Raw genomic sequence first — 16,188 nt, 5'->3', positions numbered from 1 at the left:
CCTGCGCCGACGAGCCGAAACGACAAGGATCAGCGGAAGGTGTTCGGAATGCTTGACGGCGTGCGCCGGGCGGTCGGCCGATGGCAGGCGGTTCTGCGGTGGCGGACGTTTCTGAGTGACGACACGGCGGTGCAGAACCTGGAGACCCTCGCGGAGGTTCTCAGGCCGAAGGGCTGGAGGTGCGTCGGCTTGTACGAGGAGCACGAGTTCCGCTACCCAGCACCGCTGCTGTGGGTTTACGCCAGTGGTGCGGCCGACGACGTCGGGGCCATGGTGACTGTGCGCGCGACGCCGGGCGGGACGTGGAGCTACTTCGAGGCGGGAGCGGGACGCGGCTGGTTCCTGTCGTCCTGCCGCGACGCCGAGGCGGCGGCCGACCGACTGGACCAACTGCTCAAGTACCGCATGTACCCCAACACCGAATGGACCTGACCATGCGGGCCCTGGGTTGCGCTCGTAAATGGCGCTGCGGGTGTCAGTTTGGGGTGGGGAAGGGGCCGGCGCGGCCTAGGAGGGCCTGTACTGGGGAGTTCAGGCGGTCGGCTAGCCAGGTTGCTGTTTCTGTGAGGGTGGCCATTTCGATGCCTGTTTTTATGCCGGTGCGGTCTAGGGCGTAGACGAGGTCTTCGGTGGCTATGTTGCCGGTGGCGGCGGGGGCGAAGGGGCAGCCGCCGAAGCCGCCGGTGCTGGCGTCCAGGGCGGAGACGCCGTGGTCCAGGGCGGTCAGGGCGTTGGCGTAGCCCGTGTTGCGGGTGTTGTGGAAGTGGCAGCGGAGAGGGATGCCGGGGGCTATTTCGGCGGCGCCGTCTAGGAGTGTCTTGACCTGGGCGGGGACGCCTACGCCGATTGTGTCGGCTATGGCTATTTCATCTGGGGCGCTTTCCGCTACCCGGCGGATCAGGTCTAGGACCTTGGCGGTGGGGACCTCGCCCTCGAAGGGGCAGCCGAAGGCGGCGGCTATGGTGACCGTTCGGTAGAGGCCGGCGGCGCGGGCGTCTTCTGCTATTTGGGCCCAGTTGCGGAGGCCCTCTTCTACTGAGCAGCCCTGGTTGCGCTGGCTGAATTCGTCTGTTGCGACGACGACTACGTTGACCTCGTCTACGGCGGTGGCCAGGGCGCGGTCCAGGCCGCGTTGGTTCAGGACCAGGCCCGCGTACTTCACGCCGTCCGGGCGGGGGACGCGTTCCATCACCGCTTCGGCGTCCGCCATCTGCGGGACGCGTTTCGGGTGGACGAAGCTGACCGCCTCGATCCGCCGCAGCCCGGCCTCGATGCTCCGCTCGATCAGCCGCACCTTGTCGGCGGTCGGGAGGATCGCGGACTCGTTCTGCAGCCCGTCCCGGGGCCCGACCTCGATGACTTCGACCTTCGCCATGAACGTCCTCTTGTATGCAAGCGGGGCTACCGTCCGAAGCTTCTTCCAGGTGAAGCCTTGTGTCAACCGTGAACATTGCCTATGTTGCATGCAATCAGTGAGCCGGGAGGTTCGGATGGTCCTTGCCGTCGACCGCGTCTACGAGCGGTTGCGCGCCGACATCCTGGGCGGCGTCCACCAGCCGGGGGCGCGGCTCGGGGAGGCTGAGCTGGCCGAGGCGACCGGGTCGTCCCGGACGCCCGTCCGGGAGGCGCTGCGCAGGCTGGAGGTCGAGGGCCTGGTCGAGGTGCTGCCGCACCGCGGCGCCCGCGTCCCGGACTGGACGCCCGAGGACCTCGAAGAGATCTACGACCTGCGGATGCTGCTGGAGGGCGCCGCCGCGCGCCGCGCCGCCGCCCGGATCGAGGCGAAGGACGCCGACCGCATGGACGAGTTGTGCGGCCTCATCGAGTGGGCCGCCGCGCCCGGCGACCAACAGGACCTTGACCGGGTTGCTGAGTTGAACGCCGAGTTCCACGGCATCGCCCGTGCGGCCGCCGCGAGCAACCGGCTCGTCACCATGCTCAACGCCGTGGTGCAGCTCCCGCTGGTGATGCGCACCTTCCACCGCTACTCGCCGGACGACCTCACCCGGAGCTGCGCCCACCACCGCGAGCTGGTCGCCGCGCTGCGCGCCCGGGACGGGACGTGGGCCGAGTCCGTGATGCGAGCCCATGTGCTGTCCGCGAAGGCCGTCCTGCTTCGCGACCCCCCGTCCTGACCCCCCACCGGAAACGAGGATCGATGTCCGAAGAAGCCCGCGGCCCGCTCTCCGACCTGCGCGTCGTGGAGATGGGACAACTGCTCGCCGGTCCGTTCTGCGGGCAGCTCCTCGGCGACTTCGGCGCCGAGGTCGTCAAGCTCGAGTCGCCGGGCGCCGGGGACCCGATGCGGCAGTGGGGACGGGAGAAGCCGCACGGCAAGTCGCTGTGGTGGCCGGTGGTCGCGCGCAACAAGAAGTCGGTCACCTGCAACCTGCGAACGGACGAGGGCCAGGATCTCGCGCGGCGGATCATTGAAAAGGCCGACATCGTTGTCGAGAACTTCCGCCCGGGGACGCTGGAGCGCTGGGGCCTCGACTTCGACCGGCTCCGTGAAGCGAACCCCGGGCTTGTGCTGGTGCGCGTGTCCGGCTTCGGGCAGAGCGGGCCGTACGCGCCGCGCGCCGGATACGGGTCGATCGGTGAGGCGATGGGCGGAATCCGATACGTGACCGGGGACCCGGGGAACGCGCCGTCGCGCGCCGGAATCTCGCTCGGTGACTCGCTCGCCGCCGTGTTCGCCACGATCGGCGCGCTCGTCGCCGTCCACCACCGGGAGCGCACGGGACGCGGCCAGGTCGTCGACTCGGCCATCTACGAGGCCGTGCTCGCGATGATGGAGTCGCTGCTCCCCGAGTGGGCCGTGGCCGGTTACCAGCGGGAACGCACCGGGTCCGTGCTGCCGAACGTGTCGCCCAGCAACGTCTACCCGACCAAGTCCGGCGAGATGATCCTCATCGCCGCGAACCAGGACACGGTGTTCGCGCGGCTCGCGAAGACGATGGGACGTCCCGAGCTGAGCGCCGACCCGCGCTTCGCCGGGCACGCCGAGCGCGGGCGGAACATGGCCGAGCTGGACGAGCTGATCGCGGCATGGTCGGCCACCCTCGACACCGGGGCACTGCTGGACGAGCTGCACGCGGGCGGCGTCCCGGCGGGCCGCATCTACACCGCCAAGGACATGTTCGACGACCCGCACTTCGCCGCCCGCGAGGCGATCGTACGGCTCGTCCACCCCGACTTCGGCGAACTGCCGATGCACAACGCGTTCCCCAGGCTCAGCGAGACGCCCGGGTCGGTGCGGCACCCCGGCCCGGCGCTCGGCGAGCACAACCGGGAGGTGTACGGCGGCCTCCTGGACCTTTCCGACGACGAGATCGACGCGCTGACGGAGCGCGGAATCGTCTGACCCACCGGGAGACGGCATGGGATATCGGCTAGGCGTCGACGTGGGCGGCACGTTCACTGACGTGCTGCTCGTGGACGAGGAGACCGGCGTCAGCCACCGGGCGAAGACGGCGTCGACCCCGGCGGACCAGTCCGAAGGCGTCCTCAACGGCATCCGCAAGGTGTGCCGGGACGCCGGGATCGGCCTGCCCGAGGTGGCGCACGTCCTGCACGGCACGACGGTCGCGACGAACGCGATCCTCCAGGGCAGGGGCGCGCGGGTCGGGCTGGTCACGACCGAGGGGTTCCGCCAGGTGCTCCAGATCGCGCGGTCGTTCGTGCCGGGCGGGCTCGCCGGATGGATCATCTGGCCGAAGCCGGAGCCGCTCGCGAAACTGGAGCACACCGTCGAGGTCCCCGGCCGGATCGGGGCGGACGGCGCGGAGGTCGCCCCGCTGGACGAGGACCGCGTCCGGGACGCCCTGCGCCGCCTCGCCGGGCAGGGCATCGAGGCCCTCACCATCTCGCTGATCAACTCGTACGCGAACGACGCGCACGAAAGACGGGTCGCGGAGCTGGCGGCCGACGAGCTGCCGGGGATCCCGGTGTCGCTGTCGAGCCGCGTCCTGCCGGAGATGCGGGAGTACGAGCGGACCGTCACGACCGTGGCGAACGGCTACGTGCAGCCCGAGGTATCCCGGTATGTACGCAACCTGGACCGTTCCCTCGTCGGCAGCGGGATCGAGGCGCCGCTGTCCGTGCTGCGCAGCGACGGCGGGCTGAGCCGCGCCGCGAAGGCGGCCGAGGACCCGGTGGCGCTGCTGCTCTCCGGTCCGGCGGGCGGCGTGACCGGCGCGGTGTGGTTCGCCGAGCAGGCCGGTTTCCGCGACTTCCTCACCTTCGACATGGGCGGGACGTCCACCGATGTCGCGCTCGTCCTCGGCGGGCGTCCGCGCATCGGCCGGGAGACGACGGTCGGCGACCTGACCGTGCGGGCGACGAGCGTGGACGTCCGCACGGTCGGCGCGGGCGGCGGGTCGATCGCGCACGTCCCGGAGCTGACGAAGGCGCTGCGCGTCGGACCGCAGTCGGCGGGCGCCGACCCGGGCCCCGCCGCGTACGGGACGGGCGGCACCGACCCGACCGTGACGGACGCGAACGTCGTCCTCGGCTACCTGCCGCGGGAGCTGGCGGGCGGCGAGATCGAACTCGACGTGGAGAGCGCCCGCAAGGCCGTCCGGACCGTCGCCGACGCGATGGGACTCCCCAGTGTCGAGGCGGCGGCGGCCGGGATCGTCGACATCGTCAACGAGAACATGCTCGGCGCGCTGCGGCTGATCAGCGTCCAGCAGGGCTTCGACCCGCGCGAGTTCGCGCTCGTGTCGTTCGGCGGCGCCGGGCCGCTGCACGCGAACGCGCTCGGCAGGCTGACCGGGTCGTGGCCGGTGATCGTGCCGCCGTCGCCCGGCGTCCTCTGCGCCTACGGCGACGCGACGACCTGCGCCCGCGACGAGAGCGCCCGCACGATGGTCCGCCGCTTCTCCACCCTGGACGACGCCGAACTGCGCACCGCGCTCCTCGAACTCGCCGACTCCGCCGCGCAGCGGCTGGAGGACGAGGGCGTCCCGCGCGCCGACCAGACCGAGACGTACCAGATCGACCTGCGCTATCACGGGCAGGGCTTCGAGATCCCCGTCGAGGTCGACCGCGAGGCCGTGGACGGCGACCTGCTCGCCGAGCTGGGCGCCGCGTTCGACGCCGAGCACGAGCGGCTGTTCTCGTTCCTGCTCGGCAACGAGCGGGAGGTCATCAACCTGCGGGTGACGGTGAGCGGGCCGCGTCCCGAGGTGGCGTGGCGGACGCTCCCCGAGGGAACGGGCGACCCGTCCGGCGCGCTTGTCCGCGAGACCGAGCTGTGGATGGACGGCGCCACCGCGCCCGCCCGCATCTACGACCGTTCCAAGCTGCTCGCCGGGGACGTCGTGACCGGCCCCGCCGTCGTGACCGAGATGGACTCCACGACGCTCGTGCTGCCGGGGCACGCCGCGACCGTCCACCCGAGCGGCAGCCTGCTGATCCGTCCGCTGACCGAGGAGGGCTGATGGCCGAGATCCTGCAGAGCGACGCCGAGCCGATCGGCCGGGTCGACATCGACCCGGTCACGCTCGACATCATCGAGAACGCGCTGCGCAACGCGCGCCACGAGATGGACGAGGTGCTGTTCCGCACCGCGCTGTCGCCGGGCATCCGCGAGCAGCACGACGAGTTCCCGCTGATCGCGGACCCGTCCGGGAAGATGGTCGTCGGGCAGTTCGGGCTGTCCGTCCCCGACTTCCTGGAGAACTTCGACGGGACGATCGGCGAGGGCGACATCCTCATGACGTCCGACCCGTACGCGTGCGGCGCGGCGATCAGCCACGCGAACGACTGGCTGCTCGTCGTCCCGATCTACCACGAGGGGCGGCTCGTCGGCTGGTCGTCGATGTTCGGGCACATGTCGGACGTCGGCGGCAAGACGCCGTGCTCGATGCCCGCCGACGCCCGCACCATCTACGAGGAGGGCGTGGTCGTCCCGCCGTTCAAGCTCTACGAGGGCGGCGAGCTGAACGAGGACGCGCTGCGCATCATCCTCAACCAGGTCCGCATGCCCGACTGGAACCGCGCCGACCTGAACGGCCTGGTCGCGGCGTGCACGACGGCGGCGCGGCGCGTCCGGGAGCTGTGCGACCGGTTCGGCGTGGAGACGTACCTGTCCGCGCTGGACGCCCTGCTCGACCGCAACTACCAGGCGATGAAGATCCTGCTCGCCGCCCTCTTCGAGGACGGGAGGACGCTGGAGTTCGCCGACTACATCTGCGACGACGGCTGCGGCTACGGCCCCTACGAGCTGAAGATCTCCCTCACCCGGCACGGCGAGAAGATCCACCTGGACTTCTCGCACGCCGCGCCGCAGGCCGTGGGCCCGGTCAACTACTTCATCAACGAGAACCTCGTCCGGATGTTCTTCGGGATCTACGTGATCACCGTGGCGGACCCGCAGATCCTGTGGAACGACGGCTTCTATCCGCTGATCGACGTCACGATCCCCGAGGACTCGTTCTGGAAGCCGCGCAAGCCCGCCGCGCTCAACGCCCGCAACCACGGCATCGGCCGCGTGTTCGACCTGTTCGGCGGGCTGCTCGGGCAGACCAACCCCGACATCCTGAACGCGGCCGGGTTCTCGTCGTCGCCGCACTTCATGTACTCGGGGCACTACACGTCCGGGGAACGGGCGGGCGAGTGGTTCCAGCTCTACTCGATCGGGTTCGGCGGCGTGCCGGGACGCCCGGTCGGCGACGGCCCGGACGGGCACTCGCTCTGGCCGTCGTTCGTCAACATCCCCTGCGAGTACCTGGAGTCGTACTACCCGCTGCGCGTCGAGCGGTGGGAGACGATCGCCGACTCCGGCGGCGCGGGACTGCACCGGGGCGGCAACGGCGTCGACGTCGCCTACCACTTCGAGGAGCCCGGCACGATCGCGATCCACGACGACCGCTGGCTCACCTACCCGTGGGGCGTGAACGGCGGGCGTCCCGGCGAGCGCGGGCGTAAGTGGATCGACCGCGCGGACGGGACGCGCGAGGTGCTGCCCAGCAAGATCCACGACGTCGCGGTCGCGCCGGGCGACGTGCTCCACTTCGTGACGTGGGGCGGCGGTGGATGGGGCGACCCGCTGGCCCGTCCGGCCGATCTGGTCGCGGTCGAGGTGCTGCGCGGGCTCGTCACCCCGGACGGCGCCCGCGACGGCTACGGCGTCGTCTGCTCCGAGGGCGGCGTGCTCGACGTGGCCGCGACCGAGGCGCTGCGCGCTCAGCGGGCGGCGGAGCGTACGGAGATTCCGGTGTTCGACATGGGCCCGCCGCTCCCGGAGATCCTCGCCAACTGCGAGGCCGAGACGGGCCTTCCCGCGCCGCGCCCGCCGGTCGACGTCCGGTCGGCGGAGGCGCTGCGGAGATGACCGATCTCGCGGCTGATTACCGGGAGTCCGGGTTCGCCGGGCGGCTCGGGTGCGGGCGGTTCCCGGCGGTGCTGGTGGTCGACCTCGTCCGCGCCTACCTGGTGGACGGCTCGCCGCTGCGCGCCCCCGTCGAGGACGCGGCCGCCGCGTCCGCGACGCTGATCGGCGCGGCGCGGGCGGCGGGCCTGCCGGTCCTGTTCACCCGCGTCGCGTACCAGCCGGGAGGCGCGGACGGCGGCCTGTTCCGCCGCAAGATCCCCGCGCTGCGCGTGTTCGAGGAGGGGAGCCCTCTCGGCGAGTTCGCCGAGGGGGCCGCCCCCGCCCCGGGCGACACCGTCGTCACCAAGCAGTACGCGAGCGCGTTCCACGGGACGTCCCTGTCGGCGACGCTGACCTCGTCCGGGATCGACACGCTGCTGATCTGCGGGCTGACGACGAGCGGATGCATCCGCGCGACGGCGACCGACGCGCTCCAGCACGGGTTCCGCCCGCTGGTCGTGGACGAAGCCTGCGGCGACCGCGACCGGCGCCTGCACGAGGCGAACCTCCTCGACCTGGAGGCCAAGTACGCCGACGTCCTGTCCCTGGACGAGGCGCTCACCACGATCAAGGAGGCGCCCGGCCGATAGGCTCCCTCGGATGGGGGACGAGGATGGGACGCTTCCGGCCGCGGGCGACATGGAGCCCCGGCGGGTCCACGCCGCGCTGACCCTCCTCGCGGACGGGAGCTGGTGGACGCTCGCGGACCTCGTCCGGGAGACCGCCGCGCCCCGCCGTTCCGTGGAGGCCCTGCTCGCCGCCCTGGAGCTGGAGCGTGCCGGTGACCGGTTCCGGCTGACGGGCGACGTCGGGGATCTGCTGCGGTACCGGCCGTTCACGCCCGCCGATCCGGTGGAGCACCTGCTGCCCGACCACGCCGCTGTGGTCAAGCGGATGGCCGAGCTGATCGCCGGTGCGCCGCGCGGGCGGCACGTCCTCGACCATGTCGCCGCGACGCCCGACACGGTGGTGCGGCGGGCGCTGCTGCTCGGTGCGCGGTTCTGGCTGCCCGGGACGCGCCTGCTCTGCGTCGGCGACCACGACCTGACCTCGCTCGCCGTCGGGCTCGTCCACCCGGAGGTCGAGACCTTGGTCGTGGACGTCGACGAGCGCATCCTCGCCTATATCGACGCCCGTGCTTCCGATCTGGGGTTGCGGGTGTCGACGCGCTGGGCCGATCTGCGGCTGGGGCTTCCGCCGTCGGCTTCCGAGTACGCGGACCTGGCGATCACCGACCCGCCCTACACGCCGGACGGTGTCGGGCTGTTCGTGGCGCGTGCCGTCCAAGGGCTGCGCGAGCAGGCGCGCGGGCGCGTCCTCCTCGCGTACGGGGCGAGCGACCGGACCCCGGCGCTGGCGCTGAAGGTGCAGAACGCGCTGAGCGACCTGAACCTGGTGTCCGAGGCCATCTACCCGGACTTCAACCGGTACCACGGCGCGGAGGCCATCGGTTCGGCCGCGGACCTGTACGTGCTGCGTCCCACGGCGAAGAGCCTGCCCGCCGCGTCCGCCCGCGCCGACCGGTTCGGTGCCGCCATCTACACGCAGGGCCCGCAGTCGGTCGAGTCGCGGGACCGGTTCGCGCCCTCGGTGGACGACCTGGCCGATCTCCGTCCGGACGTGCTGGTCGGCGACTGGCCGAAGCCGGTCCTGCCGGGCGTGCCGCGCGCCCGGCTGAGCACCTGGCTCGCCAAGCCCTACGCGGCGCGGACGCGCGGGGTCGCCGCCGCGCTGCCCGCCGGGATGGAGCGGGCGCTCGTCCGCGTCCTGCTGGCGGCGCGGGCCGAGCGGGTGCGGGTGGTGCTGGCCGAGCCGCCGGACATGACGGCGGTCGCCGCCGTGCTGGAGCCGGTGTTCGAGGTGACGGCGGACGGTTCCGTGGTGGAGGCCGTCCGCAGGTCGCCGGGCGACGACCCTGCGCGGCGCGTCGTGCGGGCGGTGCTGGAGCGGGCGCACGGCAAGGTCGCCAACACCTGGCGGGACGCGCTGATCGACGTCCGGCCGGGGCTGACCAAGCGTCAGGCCCGCGCCCTCGTCGCCGACGCCGCGCCCTGGGCGCACGACGTGACGCCGCTGGAACTGCCGCTGCACCGGCTGCGCGAACTGCCGGACGCCGTCCGCGCCTCGCTGGCCTAAAGCGCGGCCAGGGCGCGCAGGGTGCGTTCGCCGCACGGGTCGTCGTCCGTGCTGCACGGCAGGACGGTGATCTCGTCCACCGCGTAGGAGGCGAGCCGTTCGGCGACCTCGTCCGCCGGGCCGATCGCCGCGACGGCGTGCACCAGCTCGTCCGGGACGGCCGCGAGCAGCTCCGACGGGTGCGGGCGGGTCCGCGCGAGCGCGACCACGTCCCCGAACCCGGCCTCCTCGAACATCTCCGCGTAACCGGGCGCGCCGAGGTAGCCGACGACCGCGCGGCGGGCCTGTTCACGGGCCTGTTCACGGGCCCGCGCGCCGCCGTCCACGGCCACCGGCACCCAGGCCGCGACCGGTGGGGCCGCCGTGCCGAGCGCGGCGGACTCGTCCCGGAGCCGCGCGGTGAGCCGTCCCGCCGACACCGCCGTGACGAGGCTGACCACCATCCGGTCGGCGTGCCGGGCGGCGACCCGGATCGCGGCCGGGCCGAACGCGGCGATCGTGATCGGCGCGCGGGTCGCGGGCAGCCGCAACCGGTAGTCGTGGACGCGGACGACCTTCCCGTCGAGGTCGGCCCGGCCCCCGGCGAGCAGCGTCCGCACCGCGGCGGCGGACTCGGCCAGCGCGGCGGGCGGGTCGCGCCGCTCGCGGCCGTGCCAGCGCTCCACGACGTGCGGGCTGGAACTGCCGAGCGCCACGCCGACCGCGCGGCCGGTCAGGTCGGCGAGCGACGCCGTGCCCATCGCGATCATCACCGGGTCGCGGACGGCGACCGGCAGCGGCCCCGGCGTCAGCGCGATCGCGGACGTCCGCGCGGCGACGGCGGTCGCGAGCGCGAACGCGTCGTAGGTCGCCATCTCGCCGATCCACAGTTCCGGAAAGCCGAGCGCGTCGGCGTGGACGGCGGTACCGAGCGCCTCGCCCGGCGGCCGGTCCTGCCAGAACCCCAGCGACACCGACAGCTTCATTGCGTCCTGCCTTTCTCTGGACGGGGACGGGTGCCGCGGATTTCCAGGCCGCCGTCGCTCGGGAGGACGGCGCCCGTCATGAAGCGGGAGTCGCGCGGGTCGGCGAGGAGGGTGTAGAGCCCGGCGTGGTCGGCCGGGTCGCTGACGAAGCCGAGCGGGATGTGCCGGGCCAGGCCGTCCGGTTCGAGGCGGCGCGCGGCCGTGCCGAGGGCGGACAGGCCGCCGAGCGCCGTGCGGGTCGCGCCCGGCGCGACGCCGTTCACCCGGACGTCCGGCGCCAGCTCGTGCGCGAGCTGCCGGACCAGCCCGACGACCGCGTGCTTGGACGCCACGTAGAGCGCCCCGCCGCCGCCCGCGTAAAGGCCGCTGGACGACACCGTGAGAATGACCGTCCCGCCGCTGTGCCGCAATGCCGGAAGGGCGGCCCGCACGCCGAGCAGATAGCCGAGCACGTTCGTCTCGAACAGTTCCGTGAACCCGGACGCGATGCGTTCGGCGTCGAGATCCTCGAAACGGGCCGAGTAGTCGTAGACGCCCGCGTTGCCGACGTAGACGTCGAGCCGTCCGTGGACGTCGAGCGTGCGGGCCACCGACGCGGTGTGCGCGGCGGGCGTCCGGACGTCCCCGACCTCGACCGCCACCCGGTCGCCGTGGTCGCGGACGAGCGCGGCGGCCCGTTCCGCGTCGCGTTCCAGGACGCCGACCCGCGCCTCCTCCGCGACATAGCGGTCGACGACCGCGCGGCCGATGCCGCTTCCGCCGCCGGTCACCAGTGCGACCCGTCCGGCGAGCCGTCCTTCCGTCATCGCTTTTCCCTTAGAAGAAGGTGTTGATGTTCTTGGCGGGGAGCACGGCGTGCCGCAGGACGACGAGCCGCCGCGCGATGCGCAGCCCGCCGTCCGGGACGCGGCGCAGGACGTCCTCGCGCCGCCCGTACAGCGTCGCCGCGTCGACGTCCCCCTGGCCCCGGTAGTTCACGAAGACCGAGCGTACGAGCAGCTCACCGGCCGTTTCGCCGTCCTCGACCTCGATGTTCGACACGACGTGGAGGTGGCGGGTCGCCGGGTCCTCGGCCCAGGCGGTCGGCGCGGTGAAGCGGGTGACGCGGCGGCGAAGGTCGTCCAGGGTGTCGTCGAAATAGGCCATCCGGGACGGCGCGTACGTCCCCTCCTTGTCCGACCTTCCGCGGTTCTCGACGCCCGGCGCCCAGTAGTGCGCGTCCTCGGTGAAAAGGCCGAGCCATTCCGGATAGCGCTCCTCGTCGAGCAGCCGCGCCTCGTACGCGAGGAACGCCTGCACCTCGAAATGCGTTTCCAGCGACGTCATGACGGGACCTCGTCCCACGTTCCGGCGCGTAGCAGTTCCGACCAGCGCCGGTAGAACGCCCGCTGATTGGCGTCGTTCACCTGCCCGCGATGCACGTTGCCGGGCAGTTCCGGGTGCTCGATCGCCGTGTCGGAGCCGAGCCCGTAGTAGAGCCGCTGCCGCCGCGTCACCACGCCCTGGTTCGCGCGGGTCGCCAGTTCCCAGTTCTCGCCGTCGTCCATCTCGAAGACGCCGGACGGGGAGAACGTCATCATCGCGCCCTTCCGCCAGGCGTCCTTCACCTCCTCGGGCGCGTCGCGGTTCACCAGCACCCACGTGTGCAGTTCCGTCCGGTGCGGGCCTTTCGGCTGCCACGTCCGGAACGTGTTCTGGCCGGGCAGGAAGGAGAAGTTCGGGAACACGTTCACCGAGCTGATCGAGCCGACCATCTTCGCCCGCAGCGGCCCGAGCCGCTCGGTGAACCGCGCCTCGTTCGCGCGCAGGTAGTCGATGATCCGCCGGTCCCCGAGCGTCGCGGCGTTGCCGACGCCGTCGAGGTTGAACTCCCAGCAGTGGCCGTTGACGTTGACGTGGTAGCTCTCGGTGTCGTCCCCGCTGAGGCCGGCGACGCCGCGGCCGAGCATCGCCTCCGCGCCGGACGCGTGCGTCCACCCGGCGTGCAGCGCGTCCCCGGCGAAGTTCTCCGCCGCGATCTTCCAGTTGCAGTCCAGGACGGACGTGATCGAGCCTCCTGCGAACTCCGTCCCGCCCTCGTCGTTGTCCAGCATGACGTCGAGGTAGAAGGCGAAGTCACCGAGAAAGTCGCGCAGCGGTGGCGCGTCCGGGTCGAACGTCGCGAACACCAGACCCTTGTACGTGTCGAGCTGCGCAACGGGTGTGAGGCCCAGTTTCGAGCGGTCGAAGGTGGGTTCCCGTCCGAACGCGGCGGACTCGTGCACCCCGGCGAGCCGTCCGTCCAGGTCGAAGGACCAGCCGTGGTAGTTGCAGACGAACCCGCGCGCGGTGCCCGCCTCCGCCGTGCAGACGCGGTTGCCTCGGTGCGGGCAACTGTTCAGGTAGGCGCCGATGGAGCCGTCCCGCCGCCGGACGACGAGCACGTGGTCCTCGCCCATCCAGGTGGTGAGGAACGACCCGGGCTTCGGCAACTGCGACTCGTGCGCGACGAACAGCCAGCAGCGGGCGAAGATCCGCTCCAGCTCCAGTTCGTAGACGTCCCGGTCCCAGAAGACGCGGCGGTCGAGCCAGCCGTCGTCCAGGTCGCGGAGCGCCAGCAGGTCATCCTTCACGGGAACCCCTGATGTAGGCGACGACCTGGCCGTCCTCCACGGCCGCCGGGTGGACGGCGAGCGCCCTGGTCGCCGGGAAGCACAGCGCCGCGCCCGTCGCGAGGTCGAACTCCGCCCAGTGGACGGGGCACACCACCGTCCGTCCCTCCAGGTCGCCCTCGCTGAGCGACGCCTCGGCGTGGGTGCAGGTGTCGGCCGTGACGTGGAACGTTCCGTCGACGTTGGCGACGAGCAGCGGGCCCGCCTCCGGGACGACCACGCGCAGCATCCGGCCCGCCGGGACGTCGTCCGCCGCGCACAGGACGACGCGGCACCCCTTCAATTCAGCGGCGCTCGTCACGTCAGCGGACATCGGCGGCCTCCAGCGGGAGCAGCTCCGCGAACCCGAGGCCCGTGATCCACTCCGGGACGGCCTCGTATCCGATCACGTCGCCCCGGCACGGGCCGACCGCCGACATCGCGGCGACGAACGTCCGGACTTCGAGGGCGCCGTTCCCCGCCTCGGCGAGGATCTCCGCGTCGTCCAGCGCGGCCAGCGCCTCGGTGTCGCCCGCCGCGACGAGGTCGAGCACCTTCCGGTCGAAGCCCGTGTTGAGGCGGCCCATCTCGGCCGTCCCCACCCAGTGGCCGATGCCGCCGCTGCCGATCACCGCGACGCGCTCGTCCGGCCCGGCCGCTTCGACCGCATCCCGGACCGCCTCCCCGGCGCGGGCGGCGCGCGGCAGCGGCAGCAGCGGCTCCACCCCGCACGCCAGGTAGACGGGGATCAGCGGCAGCTCCAGCGGCGCCGCGACGAGCTGGTACGGCAGGACGACGGAATGGTCGGCGGTGAACGTCGGCGCCACCGCCCAGTCGACGCCGTTGCGGTGCCCGTGCGCGGCGATGTGCCGGGCGAGCGGCGCGTTGTCCGGCAGCGGGCCGCGGCGCAGGCCGGGCAGCCGCTCGACCGGGCCGTCCAGGTCGCCGGTCGCGATCAGCAGCTGCGGCAGGCAGCCCGGACCGAACAGGATGTAGTGGTCCGTCCCGAAGATCACGACGGTGGTCGGGTCGAGCGCCGCGAGCCGCCGCGCCACCTCCGCGTACGCCGCGTGGACGCGGTCGCGCACGTCGGCGGGCGGCGCGTCCGGATGCGTGAGCATCATCGGGTCGTGGGGCAGCACGAAGCCGCCGACGACGGTGCCCATGGTCAGTCCTCTCCCTTCGTGTCGTGCATCCGGGGCGTGTCGCTACGCATCCGGGCCAGGTAGGCCGGGGTGCCGCGCTCGCCCTCGGGCGGCAGCATCAGCCAGAACCCCCACACGAGCATCGGGTTCGCGCCTCGCGCGGCGAGGCCGCGTACGTCTCGCTCGGTCAGCAGGGCCAGTTCGTCCCCGGTCAGCCGGTAGCGCGCGGCGAACCGGTCGGGCTCTGCGGTGAACGCCTCCCGAGCCCGCCGATCGACGTTCAGGTCGTAAAGCGCCTTCTCAACGCCTTCCTTGCTCACGGCAGGCGCCTTGCGAAGTCGCTTACGAGAGATATGAAGGCGTCCGGGCGTTCTAGTTGGACCCAGTGGCCGCAGTTGCCGAAGACGTGGAGTTCGGCGTTCGGGATGGTGCGGGCGAGACGCCAGCCCAGGTCGACCGGGATGACCCTGTCCTCGCGTCCGTGGACGACGAGGGCGGGCTTCTCGATCGTGCGGAGCCGGTCCTCGGGGACGCCCTTGATCTGCGTGTCCGCCGGGCCGGGCTCGGGGATCAGCTTGCGGAAGGCGTCCTGCGCGCCGAGACGGGCGCTCGCCTCGTACCGCGCCTTCACCATCTCGTCCGTGACGAGGCTCTCGTCGTACGGGAACAGGCGCAGGATGCGGCGCATCTCGTCGAGGTCGGGCTCGTAGTGCCAGCCCGCGCGCAGGCCCTCCGTCATCGTGAACGTCCCGGCGGGCGTGCCGAGCAGGACGAGCCCGTCCACCCGGGACGGGTCGCGCAGCGTGGCCGCGAGCGCGAGCCCGCCGCCGAAGCTGTTGCCGACGAGCAGCGCGGACGGGACGTCCACGGCGTCCAGGAACTCGAACAGGTGCCGCACCCAGAGCTTGATCCCGTAGGTCGCGCCGTCGTGGGCGCGCGTCCCGCCGAACCCGGCGATGTCGGGGGCGAGGACCCGGTGCCCGGACGCGGCCAGCGCGGGCAGCGCGCCCGACCAGTTCGACCACGCCGACACGCCGGGGCCCGAACCGTGCAGCAGCACGACGGGCCGCCGGGAGCCGGCCTCGTGGTACGCGGTCTCGTGCCCGGCCGCGACGACCGTCCGGACCCGGGCGGCCTCGTCGAGGAGCCGACCGTCCACTGCGTCCCTCCTTATTCGTTCGATCGATCAATTGAATAATTGAGACGGACGCTAGCAGCCGGTCCGGCGCGCTGTAAAGCCGATCGATCGGCCGATCGGCCGGTCGGCTAGCATCGGGCCGTGACGCAGGAGAACACGGCGCCGCCCGCGGACAACCGCCGGCGGCCAGGACGCAGGCCCGGCAGCCGCAGCGGAGACTGGGAGGCGAAGCGCCGCCGGATCCTCGACGTCGCCGCCGACGTCTTCTTCGTCCGCGGCTACGAGCGGGGCACCACCAAGGAGATCGCCGAGCGGGCCGGGATGAGCCAGCCGACGATCTACCACTACGTGGGCTCCAAGGAAGTCCTCATGTCGGAGATCGCGCGCCAGGTCGACCGCGACTTCACCGCGGCCCTGGACGAGGCGCTCGGCGTCCCCGCCGACCCGGCGACGCAGCTCCGCCGGGTCATCGACGCGTTCGTCCGCTCCCTCGCGATCAACCAGCGCACGTTCGCCGTGTACTGGAAGGAGTTCCGCTCGCTGCCGAAGGACGTCGGACGCGAGGTCAGCGGGCACGAGCGCGACTTCGTCGTCCGGGTCGAGGAGGTCGTGCGGCGGGCGCAGGACGAGGGCGTGCTGCCCGCCGGGCACCCGACCCGCGTCGTCAGCGAGGGCATCCTCGGGATGATGAGCTGGATGCACTGGTGGTACAAGCCGGACGAGTTCGACGCCGACCAGGTGTCCAGCGCCTTCTGCGATCTGATCGGGCTGCCCGCCGCGTCCGAGTGACGCCGCG

Annotated in this window: 17 protein-coding genes; 8 read left to right on the top strand and 9 right to left on the bottom strand. The window is 72.3% G+C overall.

Annotated elements, in window-relative coordinates; translation table 11 throughout:
* Positions 1 to 48: 48 nt before the first annotated feature.
* The gene (locus FXF65_RS02275; RefSeq protein ID WP_148347962.1) at positions 49 to 432 is read left to right on the top strand and encodes a hypothetical protein; all 384 of its coding nucleotides are present in this window, start codon (positions 49 to 51) and stop codon (positions 430 to 432) included.
* A gap of 43 nt (positions 433 to 475) precedes the next feature.
* Here the strand turns inward: FXF65_RS02275 and FXF65_RS02270 are convergent, their stop codons facing one another.
* The gene (locus FXF65_RS02270; RefSeq protein WP_148347960.1) at positions 476 to 1,375 is read right to left on the bottom strand and encodes a hydroxymethylglutaryl-CoA lyase; all 900 of its coding nucleotides are present in this window, start codon (positions 1,373 to 1,375) and stop codon (positions 476 to 478) included.
* Positions 1,376 to 1,490: 115 nt separating this feature from the next.
* Between FXF65_RS02270 and FXF65_RS02265 the strand changes: the two genes are divergently transcribed.
* The 6 genes from FXF65_RS02265 to FXF65_RS02240 are packed head-to-tail and all read left to right on the top strand — an operon-like array spanning position 1,491 to position 9,514.
* A complete protein-coding gene (locus FXF65_RS02265) occupies positions 1,491 to 2,135 on the top strand; it encodes a GntR family transcriptional regulator (RefSeq protein WP_148347958.1) in 645 nt (214 codons plus the stop codon).
* Positions 2,136 to 2,158: 23 nt separating this feature from the next.
* Positions 2,159 to 3,364, top strand: coding sequence for a CaiB/BaiF CoA transferase family protein (locus FXF65_RS02260; RefSeq protein ID WP_148347957.1), 1,206 nt, complete (start codon positions 2,159 to 2,161; stop codon positions 3,362 to 3,364).
* Positions 3,365 to 3,380: 16 nt separating this feature from the next.
* Complete coding sequence (locus tag FXF65_RS02255) at positions 3,381 to 5,444, top strand: hydantoinase/oxoprolinase family protein (RefSeq protein WP_148347955.1); 2,064 nt, start codon at positions 3,381 to 3,383, stop codon at positions 5,442 to 5,444.
* Positions 5,444 to 7,339, top strand: coding sequence for a hydantoinase B/oxoprolinase family protein (locus FXF65_RS02250; protein WP_148347953.1), 1,896 nt, complete (start codon positions 5,444 to 5,446; stop codon positions 7,337 to 7,339). Before FXF65_RS02255 ends, FXF65_RS02250 begins: the two co-directional genes overlap by 1 nt.
* Positions 7,336 to 7,968 carry an isochorismatase family protein gene (locus tag FXF65_RS02245; RefSeq protein WP_148347951.1) on the top strand — a complete coding sequence of 211 codons (633 nt, stop codon included), beginning with the start codon at positions 7,336 to 7,338 and terminating at the stop codon, positions 7,966 to 7,968. The genes FXF65_RS02250 and FXF65_RS02245 overlap by 4 nt, the downstream gene beginning before the upstream one ends.
* A gap of 10 nt (positions 7,969 to 7,978) precedes the next feature.
* Positions 7,979 to 9,514 carry a bis-aminopropyl spermidine synthase family protein gene (locus FXF65_RS02240; protein WP_148347949.1) on the top strand — a complete coding sequence of 512 codons (1,536 nt, stop codon included), beginning with the start codon at positions 7,979 to 7,981 and terminating at the stop codon, positions 9,512 to 9,514.
* Here FXF65_RS02240 and FXF65_RS02235 read toward each other — a convergent pair.
* The 8 genes from FXF65_RS02235 to FXF65_RS02200 are packed head-to-tail and all read right to left on the bottom strand — an operon-like array spanning position 9,511 to position 15,413.
* On the bottom strand, positions 9,511 to 10,479 hold the full coding sequence (locus FXF65_RS02235) for an LLM class F420-dependent oxidoreductase (protein WP_148347948.1): 969 nt from the start codon (positions 10,477 to 10,479) through the stop codon (positions 9,511 to 9,513). The genes FXF65_RS02240 and FXF65_RS02235 overlap by 4 nt on opposite strands.
* Positions 10,476 to 11,285, bottom strand: coding sequence for a 3-(cis-5,6-dihydroxycyclohexa-1,3-dien-1-yl)propanoate dehydrogenase (gene hcaB, locus FXF65_RS02230; RefSeq protein ID WP_148347946.1), 810 nt, complete (start codon positions 11,283 to 11,285; stop codon positions 10,476 to 10,478). The genes FXF65_RS02235 and hcaB overlap by 4 nt, the downstream gene beginning before the upstream one ends.
* A gap of 10 nt (positions 11,286 to 11,295) precedes the next feature.
* Positions 11,296 to 11,805: a 3-phenylpropionate/cinnamic acid dioxygenase subunit beta gene (locus tag FXF65_RS02225; RefSeq protein ID WP_148347944.1), complete on the bottom strand. Its 510-nt coding sequence runs from the start codon at positions 11,803 to 11,805 to the stop codon at positions 11,296 to 11,298.
* Complete coding sequence (locus FXF65_RS02220) at positions 11,802 to 13,091, bottom strand: aromatic ring-hydroxylating oxygenase subunit alpha (RefSeq protein ID WP_148347943.1); 1,290 nt, start codon at positions 13,089 to 13,091, stop codon at positions 11,802 to 11,804. The genes FXF65_RS02225 and FXF65_RS02220 overlap by 4 nt, the downstream gene beginning before the upstream one ends.
* Positions 13,081 to 13,443 carry a non-heme iron oxygenase ferredoxin subunit gene (locus tag FXF65_RS02215; protein WP_148347941.1) on the bottom strand — a complete coding sequence of 121 codons (363 nt, stop codon included), beginning with the start codon at positions 13,441 to 13,443 and terminating at the stop codon, positions 13,081 to 13,083. Before FXF65_RS02215 ends, FXF65_RS02220 begins: the two co-directional genes overlap by 11 nt.
* A complete protein-coding gene (locus FXF65_RS02210; RefSeq protein WP_148347939.1) occupies positions 13,433 to 14,275 on the bottom strand; it encodes a DODA-type extradiol aromatic ring-opening family dioxygenase in 843 nt (280 codons plus the stop codon). The genes FXF65_RS02215 and FXF65_RS02210 overlap by 11 nt, the downstream gene beginning before the upstream one ends.
* A 2-nt stretch (positions 14,276 to 14,277) precedes the next feature.
* Positions 14,278 to 14,574 carry a hypothetical protein gene (locus FXF65_RS02205; RefSeq protein ID WP_187412035.1) on the bottom strand — a complete coding sequence of 99 codons (297 nt, stop codon included), beginning with the start codon at positions 14,572 to 14,574 and terminating at the stop codon, positions 14,278 to 14,280.
* Positions 14,571 to 15,413, bottom strand: coding sequence for an alpha/beta fold hydrolase (locus FXF65_RS02200; RefSeq protein WP_148347937.1), 843 nt, complete (start codon positions 15,411 to 15,413; stop codon positions 14,571 to 14,573). Before FXF65_RS02200 ends, FXF65_RS02205 begins: the two co-directional genes overlap by 4 nt.
* Before the next feature lie 120 nt (positions 15,414 to 15,533).
* On the opposite strand from FXF65_RS02200, the gene FXF65_RS02195 reads away from it, so the two are divergent.
* Positions 15,534 to 16,181: a TetR/AcrR family transcriptional regulator gene (locus FXF65_RS02195; protein WP_148347935.1), complete on the top strand. Its 648-nt coding sequence runs from the start codon at positions 15,534 to 15,536 to the stop codon at positions 16,179 to 16,181.
* Positions 16,182 to 16,188: the final 7 nt, after the last annotated feature.

This window comes from Actinomadura syzygii, assembly GCF_008085905.1.
Classification (GTDB): domain Bacteria; phylum Actinomycetota; class Actinomycetes; order Streptosporangiales; family Streptosporangiaceae; genus Spirillospora; species Spirillospora syzygii.
The sequence above is the reverse complement of the archived record's forward strand: the minus strand, read 5'-3'. Positions and strand labels throughout refer to the sequence as shown.